This window comes from Maridesulfovibrio sp. (assembly GCF_963666665.1).
In the GTDB taxonomy this organism is placed as follows: Bacteria; Desulfobacterota; Desulfovibrionia; order Desulfovibrionales; family Desulfovibrionaceae; genus Maridesulfovibrio.
Window position 1 is genome coordinate 2073820 of the sequence record NZ_OY762999.1, and the last position, 19318, is coordinate 2093137.

Below are 19318 nucleotides of genomic sequence, written 5' to 3' on the forward strand. Positions count from 1 at the left end.
TTCTATTCTTGATTAAACTATGCCACCCAATCATCATCCTCAGAGATGGGTGCGAATCCACGACGCATGGTGTTTTCGCAAACAAGGCGCGGATCCATGAACTGGAGCAGGTAGTCGGGACCACCGGACTTGGAGCCCACACCGGACATCTTAAATCCTCCAAATGCGTGGCGTTCAACCAAAGCACCTACACTGGGCTTGTTAAGGTAGAGGTTACCGACGCGGAATTCACGGGTAGCCTTTTCAAGATGCTTGGGACTTCTGGAATAGACAGCACCGGTCAACGCAAACCTGGTGGAGTTGGCGATATCGATTGCTTCGTCAAAATCCTTGGCCCGCATAATGGACAGAACCGGTCCGAAGACTTCTTCCTGTGCAATGCGATGCTCCTTGGTAATGCCATCCACAACCAGCAACGGTGCGTAACAGCCCTTGTCGCGATATTCAGCCGGAGCTTCATGCTTGATAACTACGTTACCTTCCTGCTCGGCAATTTTACAGTACTCAAGCACGTTCTTTTGAGCTGCCTTATCGACAACCGGTCCCATGTAATTGGTAGGATCTTCAGCAGGTCCAAGCTTGATGGACGAAGCTGCTTCCTTGAGGCGATGAATGAAACGATCATAAATGGAATCAAGGACAATAACTCGGGAACAAGCCGAACATTTCTGGCCCTGAAAACCGAAGGCCGCGTAAAGTACACCGAGTACTGCTTCATCAAGGTCAGCATCATCATCAATGATAATGCCGTTCTTACCGCCCATTTCAGCAATAACCTTCTTGCACTGTTCCTGTCCGGGATGAACCTTGGCGGCACGTTCCTGAATACGCAGGCCGACTTCCATTGATCCGGTGAATGCAATAACGGAAACATCGGGATGGTCAACCAGATGATCACCCATTACCGAACCGCGGCCGGGGCAGTAGTTGAATACACCGTCCGGCAGGCCTGCAGCCTTGAACATTTCCACGATACCGTAACCAACTGCGGAAGAAATTCCGGCAGGCTTGTAAACAACCGGACAACCGGACACAATTGCAGCTGAAACCATCCCTACACTGATAGCCAGCGGGAAGTTCCACGGAGCAATCACCGCGGCAACACCCTTGCCCTGATAAAAATACTGGGAATATTCACCCGGTGCGTTACCCATACGCTTGGGAACACCAAGACGTATCATCTCGCGGGCATAATATTCGAGGAAGTCGATAGCCTCGGCAACATCAGCCTGAGCCTGATCCCACTGCTTTCCGACTTCTAGAACCTGCAAGGCACAAAGGTCATAAATATTATCCTTGAGATACTGAGAAGCCTTGAGCAGATACTGGGCACGTTCTTTGGGCTCGACATCACGCCACTCGAGGTAAGCCTGTTTTGCTGTTGCAACGGCCTTATCGACTTCCGCTGTTCCTGCCTGACAAACGGAACCGATGATCTCGGAAGTATCAGCCGGATTGTAAGAATCGAGAGTATCGTCGGTAACGATTTCCTGTCCACCGATATAGAGCGGGTAGCGTTTGCCGAAATCCTTCCTGATCTTAGACATGGCTACGGGGAAACCGGCACGCTCTTCTTTCACAGTGAAATCAGCAGGCGGGAAGTTGTTGAACGGCGGCAGTTCACCTTCAGGAGTCTTGTTACCCGGATTCTTTTTAGGCTTGGCGGCAAGTTCCCGCTCAAGGGTCAGCTCAGGATTTTCCAACAGACGACTTACATCAGCTTCATCTGCAAAGGTCTGCTTGAGGAAGGATTCGTTAGCGGTGTTTTCCAGCAGGCGGCGAACAAGATAAGCCATACCGGGAATAAGGTCACCGTATGGGCAGTAGAGGCGGACACGTTTGGCAACGTTGCGGAGACCTTTACGTACTGGTTCAGCCATTCCGTAAAGAACCTGAAACTCATATCTGTCTTCAGGAACGCCAAGTTCATTGGCAACTTCCATTACTGAAGAAATTGTACGGATGTTGTGTGAAGCGCATGCAAAATGGCAGATATCCTGATTCTCAAGAATCATTCGGGCCACACGCTCATAAGCCATGTCGGATTCGGGCTTGTGAGTCCAGACCGGAACAGGCCAATCATTCTGCTTGGCGAGTACGGTTTCGTAATCCCAGTAAGCACCCTTTACCAGACGAATGGAGATTGGCAGATTCTCTGCGCGAGCCCACTCGATCATGTCGGAGACATCATCATCCACGCTGCGCAGGTAGGCCTGAAAAACAATTCCGAGATGCGGATAATCAGGATATTTTTTCCTGAACCGCTTGTACATTTCAACGGTGGGCTCTTTATATTTCAGGGCTTCCATGTCGATACACATGAAACCGCCCATGCCCATGATCTTCTTGTACACAGGCTCGATGGCATCCATCATACCCTGCACAGTACCTTCAAGGTCTACCGGCTTGGACTGGGAGTAAAATGCGGAAGGCTTAACTGCTACGTTGATCTTGGGAGCATGGCCCCAGTCAAGATCACCGGAAGCATCAAGGGCATCCCATTTCTTGTATTCATTTTCGATTGCATCAAGGACTTCCAGATAACCATCACGGTAAGCTGCAGCTTCCTCATGTGAAACGGTAGCTTCACCAAGCAGGTCAAGGACAAATGCAAAACCGTCTTTACGCAGCTTGCGAATGCCTTTAACCGCTTCCTTGGATTTCTGGCCGATAATAAACTGGCGGGCCATGCCTTCAATGTTGGAGCGGATAGTCTTGTTCAGCACCTTGGCGACAAGCCCACCGCCAAATCCGGTCTTGGTGGCACCCCACTTGAGAACATCGGGGATATTGCTGTCTTCTCCGGCAAAATACTCTTCAATGTGCCTCGAAAGAGACTCGGAAGTATTCAGGTATGGCAACACATCAACAAAGCGGAACATCTGGACCTTGAAATCTTCATTTTTCATGGACCAGTCCATAACCTTACCTGTCCACCAACCCTTATTAAAGACTGAAGGCGCTTCACCGGATATGGAATCAAAAAACTGTTTCCCACGTTCGATTACTTTGCTGTCCAGAGTGGAGACTTCTGCGTTCATACCTGCTCTCCTTAGAGATTTTTAATGGTTCTTCAAAATCATAAATTTTGCAGACCGATCAAAAATCACTCCGACCCTGAATCAACAGGAATTTACAGGCTCTCACTGCCGAGCCTGAACACGGGATATTTCACAGTCTGCTATGATTCGTAATCATCCTCTTCAAGAGGAATTGCCCGAGACTCCTTGATAGTGTTTAATACGATTGTTGAATTGGTGTCCCTGACGGTTTCGATTCTTCCGATCTGCCCCAGCATAATGGCTAGTCCGTCGGTATCTTCGCAGCGGACTTTTATAAGATAGCTGTCGCGCCCTGCACAGTAATGCACTTCCAAAACACCGGGAACCCGTGAAAGTTCTTCACCTGTGGAGGTGGCACCTACGCCTTCATTTACATTCACAAATATAAAGGCGGTAAGGGAACGTCCGACAGACTTCGGGTTAACGATAGCTTCATATCCGGTAAGCACACCTTTGCGTTCCAGCTTGCGGACACGCTCAAGCACCGCTGAAGGAGCCATGCCGACCTTTCTTGCGATATCGGCATTGGAGACTCGGCCACTATTCTGAAGTATTGTCAGAATTCTACGATCAGTTTCGTCAATTTTTCTCTTATTCATTTGTCTTTTAGAATAAAATTCAATTTTCAAAGTTTTGTCAAGAAGAAATCACCTAACGACACGCATCTAAACATCAAAAGTTAAGCAAAACAGCAATGTAACCGAACAATTTTCTACTCAAGAGCCCTTATACCTGAATTTTCGAATACTGCACACCAAAACATGCATCATATACCTGTGACTTACTGATTAATTGATCAATCAAAAAAACAAACATTCATCAAGTAACATACAATTTTGTAGGAAATCGACATAACAATAAAGACAGAACAACACGTTTCAATGCTGCAATACTTAAAAACAATTAATACAAAAGTCTGATTTCGTAAGTACAGAAAGCGACTACACAGGAATCGGAGGTATTTTAAGGCCAAATGGATCTTGACGAATTAAGTTCGTATATTATGTAATAAAGCAGAACAAAGCAAGCCTTCCGAACATTCTTCGGATTCCTGAATATTAATCTTCTTTTTCACTGCATAAAACAATCTGAACAAATTTTATCAGTACAATCCGCAATACAAGCGAGGTATTACTTTATTAAAACTGAAATAGAACATTTAAATTGGAGTAAAATCGTGAATGAAAAAAAAGCATGTCATTACTTCACTAACGGCTATCTGTGTGCTGAAAGTGTATTACTGGCGATAGCCGAATCTACAGGCATGAATAATCCATGCATACCCTCTGTCACAACAGCCTTCTGTTCAGGAACCTCAAGAACAAAAGGAGTATGCGGGGCATTGCAAGGAGCTATTCTGGCAGTAAGCCTTACCCACGGCCGAAATTCACCGGAGCATAAAGTTGATGATTGCTACAGCCTAGTTCAAAAATTGACGGAACACTTCAATGAACGTAATGAATCTATCAACTGCTTCGACATCACGACCTGCGACTTATCCACCACACAAGGTCAGAAATATTTTCAGGAAAATAGAGTTAAACAAAGCAAATGTTTACCCCTAGTTGAAGATATAACGGACTTCACAATCAACCTACTCCACAAAAAAGCATAACATGTCATCACCCGCACTACTCTACTTTAAACTCATCGGTTCCGTTATTTTCTGGGGCGGAACCTGGATTGCAGGAAGAATTCTGGCCGGAGACCTGACTCCATACTCTGCAGCATTCCTCCGCTTTTTCTTTGCGACCATCTTCATGTTTTTTCTTACATGCAGGGCCACAGGAAAGAAGCCCAGCTGTACCAAAGCAGATATTCTGCCACTTTCGTTCCTCGGTCTGACCGGAGTTTTTCTGTATAATATTCTGTTTTTCAGCGGACTCCAGACCGTAACCGCAGGCAGGGCCGCACTGATCATTGCCGCCACACCGACTTTCATCGCCCTTGGGTCTGCCATTATTTTCAAGGAAAAATTTACGTTATGGAAGATTGCCGGATTCATTCTGGCCCTGACCGGGGTCAGCACCATCATAGGGCACGGCAATCCCATATCCATAATTACAGAGGGAACCAGCTACGGAGATTTATGCATCATCGGCTGCGTAATCAGCTGGGCGGCCTATTCTCTAGCCGGAAAGCCGGTCATGAAAAAGATCCATCCTATTGAAATGGTCTACTGGTGCTGCCTGTTTGGAACAATGATGCTTTTCGGCCCTGCCCTCTATCATGGTCTGACTTCTGAAATTGTAAGTGCTTCCCTTGTGGACTACAGCTGCATTCTGTATCTGGCCCTGTTCGGCACAGGACTGGGATTCAGCTGGTACTTTGAAGCAATGCAGGAAATAGGTCCATCCAAGACCGGAATTTTCATCAACCTCGTCCCGGTTGTAGCAGTCATCCTCGGAGCCATCATGCTAAATGAACCTGTTGACCTTTTTCTCGTAACCGGTGGCGCACTGACCATCTTCGGAGTCTGGCTGACCAACCGTAGCTAGACTTTTATATTATGATGCGCTACGCGCTCTTTTAGAAAGATTTCGCTTTCGGCAGCATCAAGCCCGCACGTATTCGTAAGACTCGAAGCAAAGCTTCCAACCTAACTACAACGGGGCCTGTCGGAGCCATAAAACCTGTTAATAGTTTGGGTCTATAATAACTACTAAAAACAGTATTTTGTTAACAACAGTCAAATTTTAGAAAGAGCGGCGAAGCCTAGTAAAAGTTTTTGAAGAGTCCGGATAAACTCAAAAAGTTATCTGGCACTCGGAGAGCCGCTGGAGGCATTAATATATGTACGACTCAGATGACTTATATAATGATGAAGAGGAATATTCCGGTCCGAGCAGATCGCAAAAAAAGCGTGACATGACCGCATTGCAGAAACTTGCCGAAAAGCTGATGACCCTCGGCCCGGAACTGGTCAAGAAATGCGGCCTTCCGGACTACTTTATTGAAGAAGCACTGGATGCCATGGCTATAACAGCCCATGAAGCCAAACGCCGTAAAGTGCAATACATCGGTAAACTCATGCGCGATATCGATCCGCAGCCTCTTATAGACTTCATTGAAGATATCGAAACCGGTAACAAAGCCGACAACATGAAATTCCACGCTCTCGAAGTGTGGCGCAGCAGATTGATTGAAGGTGATCTTTCCGTATTTGACGAAATCATGGAACTGCATCCACAGGCTGACCGCCAGCGACTTTCACAATTGGCCCGCAATGCCAAGAAAGAAAAAGATCAATCCAAGCCGCCGAAGTCTGCCCGTGCTCTTTTCAAAGCACTGCGAGAATTATCTGAATAAGCGGTCTTGACTACTGAGATTACATTCTTACTTTACTTATGTTGTGAATTAATTCACAGTCCCGTTTCCAAGAAAAAAATCAAGGAGAAATACCGTGACTTATACTTTTAGTGGTGTTGAACTGGAAGAAAGAACATGCCCCCATTGTGGAGAAGAGCTCAGCCCTTGGATTGCACCGCCGGAATCCGGTTGGGGGGTAATCGTAGTCTGCAACAACAATAAATGCCCGCACTATGTAGGCTCCGACTGCGACATCGTTAACAAACGCGATGATTCCAACCTCGGTTGCCGCTATGCGGAAAACCCGGATAACAAATACACTCCGTTCAACCTCCTTGCGTGGACCAGATAGCTAGCAGCTGTAACCACAATAATTCAAAACCCCGCAAGCTCCGGCCTGCGGGGTTTTTCTCATTTTACAGCCGAATTTAAATGTTTCCGCTCAAAACGCTATATTGACAAAGCAAATAACAACTTCTATTCCATGTTTCCTATCGATAAAATCTATCCCGTGAGGGTCTAAATGTCCTTTCTCCAATCCCCGCATATTGCAGTCGTGGCCCTGCTAACAGCAGTACTACTCTGGTCCAGCTCCTTCATCGCGCTCAAGATTGCCATGGCGGTATATGACCCCACTTTTGTAATCTTCGGCCGAATGATGCTGGCCTCTATCTGCTTCCTGTTTTTCATTCCCAATTTCAAGAAGCAGCCAATCCGCAAGGGAGACCTCAAGTTGCTGGTCTTCATGGCCTTTTGCGAACCTTGTATGTATTTTGTTTTCGAGAGTCAGGCCCTGACCATGACTTCGGCATCACAGGCCGGAATGATCTGCGCAACTCTGCCGTTGCTCATGGCAGTTGCCGCCCGCTTTATACTCAATGAAGAACTCAGCCGCAGGACTCTAATCGGCTTTGCACTTGCCGTATGCGGCGGAATCTGGCTTTCCCTCTCTTCAGAATCAACGGAAAGTGCCCCCAATCCAATACTTGGAAACTTCTTTGAATTTTTGGCTATGTGTTGTGCGGTGGGCTACATGACCGTACTCAAGAAAATGACTGCCCACTACTCCACCCTGTTTCTGACTGCATTTCAGGCATTCATGGGTGCAATTTTCTATCTGCCGCTCTTGGCGCTGCCTTCAACCGACATTCCCACTGTATTTGATCCACTGGCAGCAGGCAGCATTATCTATCTTGGAATCTGCATCACCATCGGTGCATACGGGCTGTACAACTTCGGTATGTCCAAGCTTCCCGCCAACCAGACAACCGCATATGTCAACCTTATCCCGGTGTTCACCCTGTTCCTCGGCTGGCTGATTCTCGATGAAACATTCACCTCCATGCAGTTCGTAGCTGCGGCACTGGTAATGGGAGGAGTCATTTTAAGTCAGGACAAAAAAAGCGGATAAAATTAAAATCGCAATATCTCGAAAGATATTGCGATTTTGTTTAGAGCTATTATTTGATTTAATTACATATCAATAAAAACAGGCAGATCAGGCAATTCAATACCATCCATTCGCGCTGCTTCCTGCAGCAGTCTAGCGACAGCCTGCTCTCCTTCCTGACCGACATCATCGGAATAATCAGTCACGAAAGTCTTGATGTGCTGATGAATGACCTCGTCGTCCATTTCCTGTGCATGTTCTTTGATGTAAGGCCATGCGGCTTCTTCATCCACATAAGAAAGAGTCAGGGATTTGCGGATAGCAGCATTGACGAAAGATGCGGTTTCAGCGCCCAGAGAACGCTTGATTGCAATGGAACCGAGCGGAATGGGCAGACCGGAGAAATCCTCCCACCACTGGCCGAGATCGGCAAGTCTGGATAAGCCCAGCGCTTCGTAGGTGAAACGGCCTTCGTGAATGACCACCCCGGCATCTACTTCGCCATTTTTGATGGCAGGCATTACCTGATCAAAAACCATTTCCACCAGATCCACTTTGATTCCTGCTTCGCGGCACATGAGGCTGAAAAGCAAATTTGCAGTGGTATTACGCCCCGGTATAGCAATACGCTTGCCATCAAGGTCCGCTATGGTGCAAGGTGCTCCGGTAAGCAGCAACGGCCCGACACCACGGCCCATGGCTCCTCCGGCGCGCAGCAGGATATAATCATCCATAATATGTGCGGCGGCATGGACGGAAACCTTACAGATATCCATCTGCCCTGAACGGGCCATGGAATTGAGTTCCTCCACATCAGCAAGGGTGACGTCCAATTTGAAAGGGTCTATGCTGACAGCCCCGCTGGCGAGGGCATGAAAAATAAATGTATCGTTCGGACAGGGCGAATAGCCCAATTTCAATATTTTGCTCATGGACAAGGTTTTATATTTTTAAGAGCCGGAAATCCAGTGTTGACATGGCTGGAAGCGACTTTTATTTACGGCTGAACAAAGGTGAATATAAATGATCTCAAAAAATTACTTCCAAAACGCCGGACTCGGCTCGATCCTCGACAAAGTGCTTGCCGGAGAAAGGATTTCCGCCGATGACGGGCTTACCCTCTTCAACTGTCCTGATCTTAATGCGCTGGGAGCACTGGCCTCCATCCGCAGACGCCAACTTCACGGCAACAAGACCTTTTACGTGATTAACCGCCACATCAATTACACCAATATCTGTGTGAACGGTTGCCTCTTCTGCGCTTATGCCCGTAAACCCGAAGAGGACGGTTCTTTCAAACTAAGCAGAGAAGAAATTCTCGAAAAGCTTGCAAATGCACCGATCCCCCCCCGTGAAGTTCACGTAGTCGGCGGTTGCCATCACGATATTCCGCTTTCATTCTTCGAAGAGACTTTCGTTGAAATCAAAAAACTTCTCCCTCAGGCTGCGATAAAAGCATTCACTGCTGTGGAGATCGATCATCTTGCCAAAGCAGAAGAAATCTCCACCGTTGAAGTTCTCAAACGGCTGAAAGCTGCCGGTTCTGAGATGCTCACCGGCGGCGGTGCTGAAATTTTCAATCCTGAAGTACGCGCAAAAATCTGCCCTGAAAAACTTCCCGGCAAGGAATGGCTGCGTATCCACGGTGAAGCCCATGAACTCGGCTATACCACAAACTGCACCATGCTTTACGGTCATGTAGAGTCCTATGCAGACCGCGTCGACCATCTGGACCAGTTACGCCGTCAGCAGGATATCTCCGGCGGGTTCAATTGCCTGATTCCTCTCCCCTTCCTGACCGAGAACAGCAAGCTCAAGATCGACAATCCGCTTACCGGCGTTGATGAACTTCGCAATATTGCTGTCAGTCGACTCATGCTCGATAACATCCCGCACATCAAAGCCTACTGGGTAATGCTCGGAGTTAAGCAGGCTCAGGCAGCACTCCATTTCGGCGCGGATGATTTCGATGGTACTGTCGTCGAAGAAAAAATCGGACATATGGCCGGAGCTGAGTCTGAACAAGGCTTGAGCCGCACTGAATTGGAAGAAATGATTGTCGGTTGCGGGTTCACTCCAGTTGAACGCGATGCGGCTTTTAATGAGGTTTAATAATATGACAAATTTAACTCAAAGCCCCGCTGAAGTTCTGGAAATCGGAAAGAAAGTTGAAGCCGGGGAACGTATAAATTTTGATGAAGCCGTTACCTTAATGGAGAAGGCTGACCTTTTTGATCTGGGCAGCCTTGCCCATTCCATCAGGATGAAAAAACATCCTGCACCGAACGTTACTTATGTAATCGACCGCAATATCAACTACTCCAATATCTGTGATTGCGGCTGCCGCTTTTGCGCATTTTATGTTGCTCCTGGTAAAGATGGCGGTTTCATAATCAGCAGGGAAGAACTTGGTCAGAAAATTCAGGAAACTATCGAACTCGGTGGTACCCAGATTCTCATGCAGGGCGGACATCACCCGGATCTGCCTCTCTCTTTTTATGAAGAGATGCTGGCCTTTATTAAAGATAATTATCCTGTCCATATTCATGCTTTTTCTCCGCCGGAAGTTGTCTACTGGAGTGAGCTGAACGGAATTTCCATCAAGGAAGTGCTGGAAAGACTGATCAAGGCAGGACTGGCTTCCATCCCCGGTGGTGGAGCTGAAATTCTTGTGGATGAAATCCGCAGCAAAATTGCTCCCAATAAATGCAGCACCGCTAAATGGCTGGAAGTAATGGAAACCGCCCATAATTTGGGCCTTCGAACCACTGCTACCATGATGTTCGGCCATGAAGAACAGCCCGTAGACCGTATCAAACATCTTTTCGCATTGCGGGAGGTACAGGATCGCACCGGTGGATTCACTGCCTTTATCCCCTGGACTTTCCAGCCGGATAACACCAACATTCCCAAAGCACGCAAAATGACCAGCGTTGAATATCTGCGCATGCTCGCTGTTTCCCGCATTGTGCTCGACAACTTCGACAACGTGCAGGTCTCGTGGGTTACCATGGGTCCGAAAATATCGCAGTTAGCGCTCTTCTACGGCGGGAATGACTTCGGCTCTACCATGATTGAAGAAAACGTTGTTAAAGCCGCAGGCGTAAGCTTCAGGCTCTCTGAAGCGGAAATCCATAACCTGATCAGAAAAGCCGGATTCGTACCCAAACAACGTCTCATGGATTACACCCTTGCGGAGAACGCTAATGGATAAAGTTAAAGTAGGACGCATTTCTTATTTGAACGTTCTGCCGATCTATTATCCCCTCGAATCAGGGTTGATCGCTAATGACTTTGAATTTGTTTACGGTCCTCCTGCACAATTGAACACGATGATGGCCGAAGGGTTGATGCATATTGCGTCCAACTCCAGCATTGAATACCTGCGCCATGCTGAACAATATCTGCTGCTGCCGGACCTGGCTATCGGCAGCCGTGGTCCGGTCCAATCCGTAATAATGATCAGCCGTAAGCCGCTTGAACAGCTCAAAGGGTGCGACGTGCTGGTCAGCGCCCAGACCCATACTTCTGCTGCGCTGCTCAAAATTCTGCTTTCAGAGTACATTCCTCTCAATGCAACCTACGAAACAGGTAACGCAACAGCACGGCTCGAATCCGGAGATAAGCCTGAAGCTATTCTTTGTATTGGAGACGAGGCTTTGAACCTGCGCAAACATGAAGAGTATCCTTACATATTTGATCTTGGAGAAGAATGGATACGTTGGACCGGCCTGCCCTTCATATTCGGCATCTGGACTGTACGTCGCGATGCTGCCCATCGTGAAGATGTAAAGCAGGCTGTGCGCGATTTAATACGAGCTAAAAAATGGGGTCAGGCTAATATTGAAAGGATATGCCAAATGACCGCCGATAAAACTATGCTCAATCTTGAGGAGAGCCGCTCATACTACGACGGTCTCGTCTATGATCTAGGCAAAACTGAAATTGAAGGACTGAAGGTTTTTTCTAAATATTTACAAAAGACCGGTCAGATAGACCATATTCCAGACCTCGAATTTATTGATATTTAGTTCACCGGACTGCAAACAAAAAGGCCGGATATGCTTTATGCGTATCCGGCCTTTTTTGATATCCTGCTTCTACTTGGATATATTTTTAACATGCTCAATAAAATAACGAACCGCAGGAAAAAACTCCCTGCCCTGAAGGTGAGCGAGATAAAAACTTCTTTCAAGATTAAGCGGAAGATCGCTGATATGCACAAGCTCACCGGAATCAATAAGCGGTTGAGCCGCAAGCCGCGAAGTAACACTGACACCGAGGCCCGCCCTCACACACTGCACAACAGCCTGAGTGGATTCAACCCAGACAGTGACATTAAGTTCACGAACACTTGTGCCCATTTCGGACAGCCCGGCTTCAAGTGCTTTGCGTGTACCTGATCCACCTTCACGCATGACCCACGGAAGTTCAGCAAGATGCTGGATGTCATCAATGACATCGTAATTGCGGACCAATACCGGAGGAGCGACTATAACCAGCTCATCGCGCATAATGGGAACGAATTCTATATTGGGAACATCCGCGGTAGCCCCCACAACACCGATTATCAATTTACCGGTACGGACCTTTTCAAGTATTTCTGCTGTGTCCCCTACAGAAAGATGCACACTAACGTCGGGATATTTTTTGCAGTAATTGTACAGAATCTCGGGCAGAAGGTAGTGAGACGGAATAGTACTACCGCCAATTTCCAAATCACCGACAACTTTATCACGCAAGATGTTAATTTCTGACTGTGCTTTTCCGATCAAACTGTAAATATCTTTAGCGTTGCGATAAAGCACCTCCCCAGCCTGAGTGGCCATGATAGACCTGCCCAGACGGTCGAAAAGAGGAACCCCTAGCTCTTCTTCCAAAGTGGAGATATGGGCGCTGATGGTTGGCTGAGAAAGGAAAAGCTCTTTACCTGCCTTGGAAAAACTCTTTAATTCATAGACCTTGCAAAAGGCTTCGAGTCGACGTAAGTCCATGTAATTTCTCGTATCGAAAATATCTATAAGTATTTATAAAAAAAAGGGGCGGAAAAGTTTCCGCCCCTTTGGATAAGCATTGATTTATGCTTCCTGAGCTTCCTCAGCGGGAGCTTCAGTGGTTGCCGCAGCTTCTTTAACAGGAGCTTCAGCACGTTTGGTAAGCTCGATGATGCACATGGGAGCGCAGTCACCTTTACGGGGTTCAGCGAGCTTGATAATGCGGGTGTAACCACCACCGCCGCCTTCGTAGCGGGGGCCGATTTCATCGAAAAGCCTTTTTACAAGACCGTGGTTCTCAAGGGTCTTGTAAGCAAGACGACGAGAGTGAAGGTCGTTGCGGAGAGCAAGGGTGATCAGCTTTTCGCAAGAGCTTCTCAGTTCCTTTGCTTTAGGCTCGGTGGTACGGATATGCTCGTAGGTCAACAGAGAGCGAACCATGTTTTTCAGCATGGCCTTCCTATGAGAAGAACTTCTGTTGAACTTTCTTCCGGACTTTTTATGCCTCATTTTTCTCTTTCCTCTTCAGCCATTCCTGATGCTTTTTATCGAAATCCTCGAGGACCATACCGAACTTAAGTTCCATGCTATCAAGAACACGGCGGATTTCGTCGAGAGACTTACGTCCAAAATTCTTGGTTTTAAGCATAGTCTGCTCAGTGCGCTGCACAAGTTCACCAACAATGCGAATGTTGGCAGCCTTGAGGCAGTTAGTTGCACGAACGGAGAGTTCGAGTTCGTCGATGCTCTTGAACAGATTCGGGTTGAGATCGAGGTCGCTTTCTTTGGACTCTTCCTGCTCGGATCCCATTTCATCAAAGTTGATGAATACGGAGAGCTGATCCTTGAGGATCTTTGCACTGTACGCAATAGCATCCTCAGGGGTAACGGAACCATCGGTATAAACTTCGAGAATAAGCTTGTCGTAGTTGGTCATCTGTCCGACACGAGCCTGCTCCACACTGTAAGCTACCTTACGGATGGGAGAAAAGCTGGAGTCAAGAATGATATGACCGATTTCATTGACAAGACCTTCGTGCATGTCAGCAGGCACGTAGCCCTTACCCATGCGGATCTCGAAAGTCATTTCCATGTCCATTTTCTCAGACAGAGTCGCAATAATCTGCTCAGGATTGAGGACTTTGACGTTCTGGTTTTCCTGAATATCAGCTGCGGTGACGACACCCTGCTTGTTAACCCGAAGGGTAAGAAACTGGGGTTCATCTGTAGTCATTGCGAATCTGATCTGCTTGATGTTCAGAACAATCTCAGTCACATCTTCCATCACACCTTCAATAGTGGTGAATTCGTGCTGAACTCCTTCGATCTTTACAGCAACCGCGGCAGCTCCCTGCATTGAAGAGAGCAGAACTCTACGGAGAGAGTTCCCGATGGTTGTTCCAAATCCGCGCTCAAGGGGTTCACAAATGAACTTACCATAAAGCTCGTTAGACTTGGGGTCACGCACAAGCTGTTCCGGCTTAACCAGCTCGGCCCAGTTGCGGGTGTTGATGAGTTTGTCACCGTCTTGAATAAGCATGCACTAATCCTTCTTATTTGGAGTACAGCTCGACAATCAGCTGTTCGTTGATAGGGAACTGGATATCTTCCCTAGTCGGCATCGCTTTCACTTCACCTTTGAAATTAGCACCGTCAGATTCAAGCCACTCGGGGCAGCCGCGACGGGCAATAACTTCCTGTGCTTCTGCAATTACGGGGATTTTACGGGATTCTTCACGAACCTCGATAACATCACCGGGTTTTACATGCATGGAAGGAACATTAACACGTCTGCCGTTTTTGGTGAAGATGCCGTGTTTCACGAGCTGGCGAGCCTGCGCGCGGGAGTTGGCAAAACCAAGACGGTAAACAGTATTGTCAAGGCGGGTCTCAAGAAGCATGAGCAGGTTTGCACCGGTTACACCTTTCATGCCGTCTGCGCGCTTGAAGTAGCTGCGGAACTGGCCTTCGAGGACACCGTACATACGACGAACTTTCTGCTTCTCACGAAGCTGAATTGCGTAGTCGCTCATTTTCTTTCTCATGCGACCGGCAATACCGGGAGCATAAGGACGACGCTCATAAGAGCACTTATCAGTAAAGCAGCGGTCGCCTTTGATGAAAAGCTTTTCGCCTTCACGACGACACAGTCTGCACTTTGCTTTTGTATATCTGGCCAAGGTTATTACTCCTTCGAAATTAGACCCTGCGACGTTTCGGCGGACGACAGCCGTTGTGCGGGATGGGTGTTATATCGCGAATGAAGTTAACCTTCATACCGACGTTACCGATAGCGCGCATTGCTGCTTCACGACCGGAGCCGGGGCCTTTGACGAAAATACCAACGGTACGCATACCCTGATCCTGAGCTTTCCTTGCAGCGGTTTCAGCAGCAACCTGTGCAGCAAAGGGAGTAGATTTCCTAGATCCCTTGAAACCAGATGCACCGGAAGTAGCCCAGCTGATCACGTTACCCTTCAGGTCAGTGAAGGTGATGATGGTATTGTTGAATGTTGCTTTAACGTGAGCGATGCCCACGGGAACATTCTTCTTCTCTTTTTTCTTGCCGGAACGGCGAGGTCTAGCCATACCATTCTCTCCAGAATGAATTTATATCAGCAGCACGTGGGACCGTTACATGGTCTGACAACTGCGGATTATATTATTTCTTCTTCCTGCTCATTACAGAGCGACGGGGACCTTTGCGAGTTCTTGCGTTGGTCTTTGAGCTCTGTCCACGCACGGGCAGTCCGCGACGGTGACGCAGTCCACGGTAACAGCCGATATCCATCAGACGCTTGATGTCAGCAATCTGATCACGGCGAAGGTCACCTTCAACTTTGTAATTATCTTCAAGTTCCTTACGGATGGTGTTCACCTGCTCGCCACTGAGATCATCAGTTTTGAGTGTCCAGTCGATACCAACAGTATCAAGAATCTTGAGAGCGGTAGTCCGACCTACGCCGTAGATGTAAGTCAGTGCAATATCCAAACGCTTATTTTTCGGAAGGTCTACTCCAGCGATACGAGCCACAGTTATACCTCTCTATCCTTGACGCTGTTTGTGTCTGGGGTTGTCACAAATAACCCTCAGAACACCCTTGCGTCTGATTACTTTGCATTTGGGACAAATCTTCTTAACAGATGGTCTTACTTTCATGACCGTCTCCAAATAATGCAGTTAAACAGTTTCAACAATCGGGAGCTAGCCGATTGTGGGCCTAATGCCTAGCTACCCGGCTAAAGGGTAACTGTACCATGCCAGTCTTTCGTTGCCGCGAAATTCAAGACGTGTACTCTACAGAATGATTTTAGAAAAATCAACCCCTATAGAGTACTTTAAAAAAAATTAAGAGAGGCTCAGAATCTGAGGCCCGTCTGCAGTAATGGCAATGGTGTGTTCAAAATGGGCGGACAGCTTCCTGTCCTTGGTCACAGCGGTCCACTTGTCATCGAGAATCTCAATGTCATGAGAACCTTCTGTCACCATCGGTTCGATGGCGATTACCATTCCCGTTCTGAGTTGCACACCGGGAAGACCCGAGGGTACAAAGTTGGGTACTTCAGGTTTTTCATGAAGGTTGCGTCCGATGCCATGCCCCACAAAACGGCGCACAACTCCGAACCCTGCTCCTTCAGCATATTCCTGAACTGCCCGGGAAATATCATAAAGACTGTTGCCCGGCAATGCCTGCTTGATACCCAACATGAGAGATTCACGAGTTACATCAAGAAGTTTGCGGGTAGAATCGACAATATTGCCGACCGGATAAGTACGGGCAGAGTCACCGTAAAACCCCTGATAAATAACACCCATATCGATGCTGACAATATCTCCCTCTTCAAGAATTCTCTTCTCAGAAGGAAATCCGTGAACAATTTCCTCGTTCACGGAGCAGCACAGGGCAAATGGAAACCCGTGATAACCTTTGAAGGCCGGTTTAACGCCGAAATCTTCGCAGGCCTTGCAGGCGATTTCTTCAAGACTCATGGTAGTAATACCTGGCTTGATGGCTTCACCCAGCATATCTAAAATAGTAGAAACAAGACGATTGGCCTCACGCATGAGGCCAATCTCCTTGTCATTCTTGAGGTAGATACCTCTGTACTTTTTCAAAGCAATTACCTGCCCTTAACTTTGCTGCCCTTACCCATGAGCCCTTCATACTGACGGGATATCATGTAAGATTCAATTTTACCCATAAAGTCCATTGCAACACCGACAACGATGAGCAGTGCGGTTCCACCGAAGTAGAAAGGCACGTTGAACTGAGCGATAAGAATCATAGGCAGTACGCAGATAGCTGCAACGTACAGAGATCCCCAGAGAGTGATCCTGGTCAGAATGCGATCAATGTATTCGCGAGTTCTGTTACCAGGACGGATACCGGGGATAAAACCACCCTGCTTCTGAATATTCTCTGCAATTCCTTTGGGATCAAACATGATCGCAGTGTAGAAGTAGCAAAAGAAGATAATCAGGGCGATGTATACTACGTTATATACTACGGAAGATGGAGCAAAGTACGCAGAGAACTTGGACAGAATCTCGTTATTGGAAAAACTGGCCAAGGTCGCGGGGAACATCAGGATAGAAGAAGCAAAAATGGGGGGAATAACACCGGCGGTGTTGATTCGCAGCGGCAGATGTGTAGTCTGACCGCCCATCATTTTACGTCCCATCATGCGCTTAGCATAATGTATTGGAATCCTGCGCTGTCCGCGCTCCATATAAACGATAAAAGCGAGAATGGCGACCATAAATGCCAAAACAAACAAGAGCAGGAAGAGAGTAATTTCTCCAGCCTGCATCAGTCTGACAGTATTGAAGATAGCGGCCGGAAGGCCTGCAACAATACCGGCAAAAATGATCATTGAGATACCGTTTCCGATGCCTTTCTCGGTCATTTGCTCACCGAGCCACATCAGGAATACAGTACCTGCTGTCAGAGTCAGAATGGTGATGCCTCTAAAGGCCCATCCTGCATGCAGTACAACAGGAGCACCGGTTGGACTGGTCATACTCTCCAATCCGACTGCGATACCAAAACCCTGAACTAATGTAATCAGAACAGTGCCGTATCTGGTGTACTGGGTAATCTTCTTGCGTCCCTGAGCCCCTTCTTCCTGAAGGCGTTTAATGGTGGGACTAACCACACCTAGAAGTTGAACGATAATAGACGCGGAGATATAGGGCATGATCCCTAACGCGAATATGGACAAGTTACGCAACCCGCCGCCTGAGAACATGTCAAAAAGGCCGAAGAGAGTGTTAGAAACACTCTCAAAAAAATCGGCCAATGCTGAGCTGTCTACGCCCGGGACCGGGATGTGAATCCCGATCCGGTAGACAGCCAGAAGAAGAAAAGTCCAGAAGAGCTTTTTCTTCAGTTCCGGCAGTCGGGAAAGATTATCAACTCCAGACAATGCCACGTGTTATCCTTCCAGGGCTTTGGCAGTACCACCTGCCTTTGTGATCTTTTCAGTCGCAGATGCGCTGAAGCGGTGTGCTTCGATGGTAACAGCAGCACTTACTTCACCCATGCCGAGAACTTTCACGAGAGAACCTTTTTTGCAAAGTCCTCTTTCGTAAATGTCTTCGAGGGAGATTTCAGTTTTGCCTTCGAAGGCACCAAGAATCATACCAACGTTAAGAGCTACGTACTCTTCGCGGAAAGGATTCTTGAAACCGCGCTTAGGCAGACGGCGAGCCAGAGGCATCTGACCACCTTCAAACCAGGCGGGGACACCGCCGCCGGAGCGGGCGTTCTGACCCTTGTGACCCTTACCGGAGGTTCCACCCCAGCCGGATCCGCCACCGCGACCTACGCGCTTGCGATTTTTACGTTCCTCTTGGAACGGATATATTTCGTGCAGCCTCATGATTCAGTTACCTCCACAAGGTGCTCAACTTTTTTGATCATCCCTCTTACGATAGGATTATCTTCAAAGCTCTTTTCCTGCCTGATCTTACGCAGTCCCAACGCCTTGATAGTAGCACGCTGTTTGGGATTGCAGCCAATCATGCTGCGAACGAGTTTTACCTTAAGCATAACTATGTCCTCCTACTTTCTGGGAGTCACAACTTTCTTCCCGCGGAGCTGACCAACTTCATCAGCGCTGCGCAGGGAAGCAAGTCCGGCGATAGTCGCGCGAAGGACGTTATGCGGGTTGTTGGTGCCGATAGCCTTAGTAAGGATATCGTGTACGCCTACAACTTCAAGTACCGCACGCACGGGACCACCGGCAATGATACCGGTACCCTTTGATGCGGGCTTGAGCATTACGCGTCCTGCACCGTAGCGGCCGAGGACTTCATAAGGAAGGGTACCGTCCAACAGGGGGACGGAGATCATTTCCTTACGGGCTTTCTCTGAAGCTTTACGAATAGCTTCAGGTACTTCGTTAGCCTTACCAAGTCCGAAACCGACCTGACCTTTACCGTCACCTACCACAACCAGGGCACTGAAGGAAAACCTTCTACCGCCCTTCACGACTTTTGCGACTCGGTTGAGGTAAACGATTTTTTCAATCAGACCCAGATCATTCTGTTCCATGGATAT

At 47.8% G+C, this 19318-nt stretch carries 23 protein-coding genes; 8 read left to right on the forward strand and 15 right to left on the reverse strand.

What is annotated here, in order from left to right; all coding sequences use genetic code 11:
* Positions 1-17: 17 nt before the first annotated feature.
* Complete coding sequence (locus tag ACKU40_RS09500; RefSeq protein WP_320176278.1) at positions 18-3041, reverse strand: proline dehydrogenase family protein; 3024 nt, start codon at positions 3039-3041, stop codon at positions 18-20.
* A gap of 140 nt (positions 3042-3181) precedes the next feature.
* Positions 3182-3661: an Lrp/AsnC family transcriptional regulator gene (locus ACKU40_RS09505; protein WP_320176279.1), complete on the reverse strand. Its 480-nt coding sequence runs from the start codon at positions 3659-3661 to the stop codon at positions 3182-3184.
* Between the two features lie 578 nt (positions 3662-4239).
* Here ACKU40_RS09505 and ACKU40_RS09510 point away from each other — a divergent pair.
* The 5 genes from ACKU40_RS09510 to ACKU40_RS09530 all read left to right on the forward strand — a co-directional run bounded on the left by ACKU40_RS09510 (position 4240) and on the right by ACKU40_RS09530 (position 7782).
* Positions 4240-4677 carry a C-GCAxxG-C-C family protein gene (locus tag ACKU40_RS09510; RefSeq protein ID WP_320176280.1) on the forward strand — a complete coding sequence of 146 codons (438 nt, stop codon included), beginning with the start codon at positions 4240-4242 and terminating at the stop codon, positions 4675-4677.
* 1 nt (position 4678) lies between these two features.
* Positions 4679-5560 (forward strand): DMT family transporter, encoded by an 882-nt coding sequence (locus ACKU40_RS09515; RefSeq protein WP_320176281.1) that lies wholly within the window; start codon positions 4679-4681, stop codon positions 5558-5560.
* Positions 5561-5855: 295 nt separating this feature from the next.
* A complete protein-coding gene (gene yjgA / locus ACKU40_RS09520) occupies positions 5856-6371 on the forward strand; it encodes a ribosome biogenesis factor YjgA (RefSeq protein WP_320176282.1) in 516 nt (171 codons plus the stop codon).
* Positions 6372-6465: 94 nt separating this feature from the next.
* Positions 6466-6723, forward strand: coding sequence for a hypothetical protein (locus tag ACKU40_RS09525; protein WP_320176283.1), 258 nt, complete (start codon positions 6466-6468; stop codon positions 6721-6723).
* A 171-nt stretch (positions 6724-6894) separates the two neighbouring features.
* Positions 6895-7782, forward strand: a complete 888-nt coding sequence (locus tag ACKU40_RS09530; RefSeq protein ID WP_320176284.1) for a DMT family transporter — start codon at positions 6895-6897, stop codon at positions 7780-7782.
* A gap of 62 nt (positions 7783-7844) precedes the next feature.
* Here ACKU40_RS09530 and ACKU40_RS09535 read toward each other — a convergent pair whose 3' ends face one another.
* Complete coding sequence (locus ACKU40_RS09535) at positions 7845-8693, reverse strand: 1,4-dihydroxy-6-naphthoate synthase (RefSeq protein WP_320176285.1); 849 nt, start codon at positions 8691-8693, stop codon at positions 7845-7847.
* A gap of 91 nt (positions 8694-8784) precedes the next feature.
* On the opposite strand from ACKU40_RS09535, the gene mqnE reads away from it, so the two are divergent.
* Genes mqnE through ACKU40_RS09550 form a run of 3 tightly spaced genes read left to right on the forward strand, consistent with a single transcriptional unit; the run spans position 8785 to position 11792 of the window.
* Positions 8785-9873 (forward strand): aminofutalosine synthase MqnE, encoded by a 1089-nt coding sequence (gene mqnE / locus ACKU40_RS09540; RefSeq protein WP_320176286.1) that lies wholly within the window; start codon positions 8785-8787, stop codon positions 9871-9873.
* A 4-nt stretch (positions 9874-9877) separates the two neighbouring features.
* A complete protein-coding gene (gene mqnC / locus ACKU40_RS09545; RefSeq protein ID WP_320176287.1) occupies positions 9878-10975 on the forward strand; it encodes a cyclic dehypoxanthinyl futalosine synthase in 1098 nt (365 codons plus the stop codon).
* The gene (locus ACKU40_RS09550) at positions 10968-11792 is read left to right on the forward strand and encodes a menaquinone biosynthesis protein (RefSeq protein ID WP_320176288.1); all 825 of its coding nucleotides are present in this window, start codon (positions 10968-10970) and stop codon (positions 11790-11792) included. The genes mqnC and ACKU40_RS09550 overlap by 8 nt, the downstream gene beginning before the upstream one ends.
* Before the next feature lie 69 nt (positions 11793-11861).
* Here the strand turns inward: ACKU40_RS09550 and ACKU40_RS09555 are convergent, their stop codons facing one another.
* From ACKU40_RS09555 to rpsE, 12 genes are all read right to left on the reverse strand, one after another.
* Positions 11862-12755 (reverse strand): selenium metabolism-associated LysR family transcriptional regulator, encoded by an 894-nt coding sequence (locus ACKU40_RS09555; RefSeq protein WP_320176289.1) that lies wholly within the window; start codon positions 12753-12755, stop codon positions 11862-11864.
* An 84-nt stretch (positions 12756-12839) separates the two neighbouring features.
* On the reverse strand, positions 12840-13265 hold the full coding sequence (rplQ, locus tag ACKU40_RS09560; RefSeq protein ID WP_320176290.1) for a 50S ribosomal protein L17: 426 nt from the start codon (positions 13263-13265) through the stop codon (positions 12840-12842).
* Complete coding sequence (locus tag ACKU40_RS09565; protein WP_320176291.1) at positions 13255-14295, reverse strand: DNA-directed RNA polymerase subunit alpha; 1041 nt, start codon at positions 14293-14295, stop codon at positions 13255-13257. Before ACKU40_RS09565 ends, rplQ begins: the two co-directional genes overlap by 11 nt.
* A 13-nt stretch (positions 14296-14308) precedes the next feature.
* Positions 14309-14935 (reverse strand): 30S ribosomal protein S4, encoded by a 627-nt coding sequence (gene rpsD, locus ACKU40_RS09570; protein ID WP_320176292.1) that lies wholly within the window; start codon positions 14933-14935, stop codon positions 14309-14311.
* 19 nt (positions 14936-14954) lie between these two features.
* Positions 14955-15344, reverse strand: coding sequence for a 30S ribosomal protein S11 (gene rpsK, locus ACKU40_RS09575; RefSeq protein WP_015851090.1), 390 nt, complete (start codon positions 15342-15344; stop codon positions 14955-14957).
* Positions 15345-15417: 73 nt separating this feature from the next.
* Positions 15418-15789 carry a 30S ribosomal protein S13 gene (rpsM, locus tag ACKU40_RS09580; RefSeq protein ID WP_015851089.1) on the reverse strand — a complete coding sequence of 124 codons (372 nt, stop codon included), beginning with the start codon at positions 15787-15789 and terminating at the stop codon, positions 15418-15420.
* A gap of 12 nt (positions 15790-15801) precedes the next feature.
* Positions 15802-15915 (reverse strand): 50S ribosomal protein L36, encoded by a 114-nt coding sequence (gene rpmJ / locus ACKU40_RS09585; RefSeq protein ID WP_015851088.1) that lies wholly within the window; start codon positions 15913-15915, stop codon positions 15802-15804.
* 189 nt (positions 15916-16104) lie between these two features.
* The gene (gene map, locus ACKU40_RS09590; RefSeq protein WP_320176293.1) at positions 16105-16872 is read right to left on the reverse strand and encodes a type I methionyl aminopeptidase; all 768 of its coding nucleotides are present in this window, start codon (positions 16870-16872) and stop codon (positions 16105-16107) included.
* 5 nt (positions 16873-16877) lie between these two features.
* A complete protein-coding gene (gene secY / locus ACKU40_RS09595; RefSeq protein WP_320176294.1) occupies positions 16878-18188 on the reverse strand; it encodes a preprotein translocase subunit SecY in 1311 nt (436 codons plus the stop codon).
* 3 nt (positions 18189-18191) lie between these two features.
* Positions 18192-18638: a 50S ribosomal protein L15 gene (gene rplO / locus ACKU40_RS09600; protein ID WP_320176295.1), complete on the reverse strand. Its 447-nt coding sequence runs from the start codon at positions 18636-18638 to the stop codon at positions 18192-18194.
* Positions 18635-18808 (reverse strand): 50S ribosomal protein L30, encoded by a 174-nt coding sequence (gene rpmD / locus ACKU40_RS09605; protein WP_320176296.1) that lies wholly within the window; start codon positions 18806-18808, stop codon positions 18635-18637. The genes rplO and rpmD overlap by 4 nt, the downstream gene beginning before the upstream one ends.
* Positions 18809-18820: 12 nt before the next feature.
* On the reverse strand, positions 18821-19312 hold the full coding sequence (gene rpsE / locus ACKU40_RS09610; protein ID WP_015851083.1) for a 30S ribosomal protein S5: 492 nt from the start codon (positions 19310-19312) through the stop codon (positions 18821-18823).
* Between the last annotated feature and the right edge of the window lie 6 nt (positions 19313-19318).

Excerpts from the sequence above, each read along its gene's own strand:
- ACKU40_RS09500 (WP_320176278.1), bottom strand. The coding sequence starts at position 3,041 with ATGAACGCAGAAGTCTCCACTCTGGACAGCAAAGTAATCGAACGTGGG.
- ACKU40_RS09505 (WP_320176279.1), bottom strand. The coding sequence starts at position 3,661 with ATGAATAAGAGAAAAATTGACGAAACTGATCGTAGAATTCTGACAATA.
- ACKU40_RS09515 (WP_320176281.1), top strand. The coding sequence starts at position 4,679 with ATGTCATCACCCGCACTACTCTACTTTAAACTCATCGGTTCCGTTATT.
- yjgA (WP_320176282.1), top strand. The coding sequence starts at position 5,856 with ATGTACGACTCAGATGACTTATATAATGATGAAGAGGAATATTCCGGT.
- ACKU40_RS09530 (WP_320176284.1), top strand. The coding sequence starts at position 6,895 with ATGTCCTTTCTCCAATCCCCGCATATTGCAGTCGTGGCCCTGCTAACA.
- ACKU40_RS09535 (WP_320176285.1), bottom strand. The coding sequence starts at position 8,693 with ATGAGCAAAATATTGAAATTGGGCTATTCGCCCTGTCCGAACGATACA.
- mqnE (WP_320176286.1), top strand. The coding sequence starts at position 8,785 with ATGATCTCAAAAAATTACTTCCAAAACGCCGGACTCGGCTCGATCCTC.
- mqnC (WP_320176287.1), top strand. The coding sequence starts at position 9,878 with ATGACAAATTTAACTCAAAGCCCCGCTGAAGTTCTGGAAATCGGAAAG.
- ACKU40_RS09550 (WP_320176288.1), top strand. The coding sequence starts at position 10,968 with ATGGATAAAGTTAAAGTAGGACGCATTTCTTATTTGAACGTTCTGCCG.
- ACKU40_RS09555 (WP_320176289.1), bottom strand. The coding sequence starts at position 12,755 with ATGGACTTACGTCGACTCGAAGCCTTTTGCAAGGTCTATGAATTAAAG.
- rplQ (WP_320176290.1), bottom strand. The coding sequence starts at position 13,265 with ATGAGGCATAAAAAGTCCGGAAGAAAGTTCAACAGAAGTTCTTCTCAT.
- ACKU40_RS09565 (WP_320176291.1), bottom strand. The coding sequence starts at position 14,295 with ATGCTTATTCAAGACGGTGACAAACTCATCAACACCCGCAACTGGGCC.
- rpsK (WP_015851090.1), bottom strand. The coding sequence starts at position 15,344 with ATGGCTAGACCTCGCCGTTCCGGCAAGAAAAAAGAGAAGAAGAATGTT.
- rpmJ (WP_015851088.1), bottom strand. The coding sequence starts at position 15,915 with ATGAAAGTAAGACCATCTGTTAAGAAGATTTGTCCCAAATGCAAAGTA.
- rplO (WP_320176295.1), bottom strand. The coding sequence starts at position 18,638 with ATGAGGCTGCACGAAATATATCCGTTCCAAGAGGAACGTAAAAATCGC.
- rpmD (WP_320176296.1), bottom strand. The coding sequence starts at position 18,808 with ATGCTTAAGGTAAAACTCGTTCGCAGCATGATTGGCTGCAATCCCAAA.
- rpsE (WP_015851083.1), bottom strand. The coding sequence starts at position 19,312 with ATGGAACAGAATGATCTGGGTCTGATTGAAAAAATCGTTTACCTCAAC.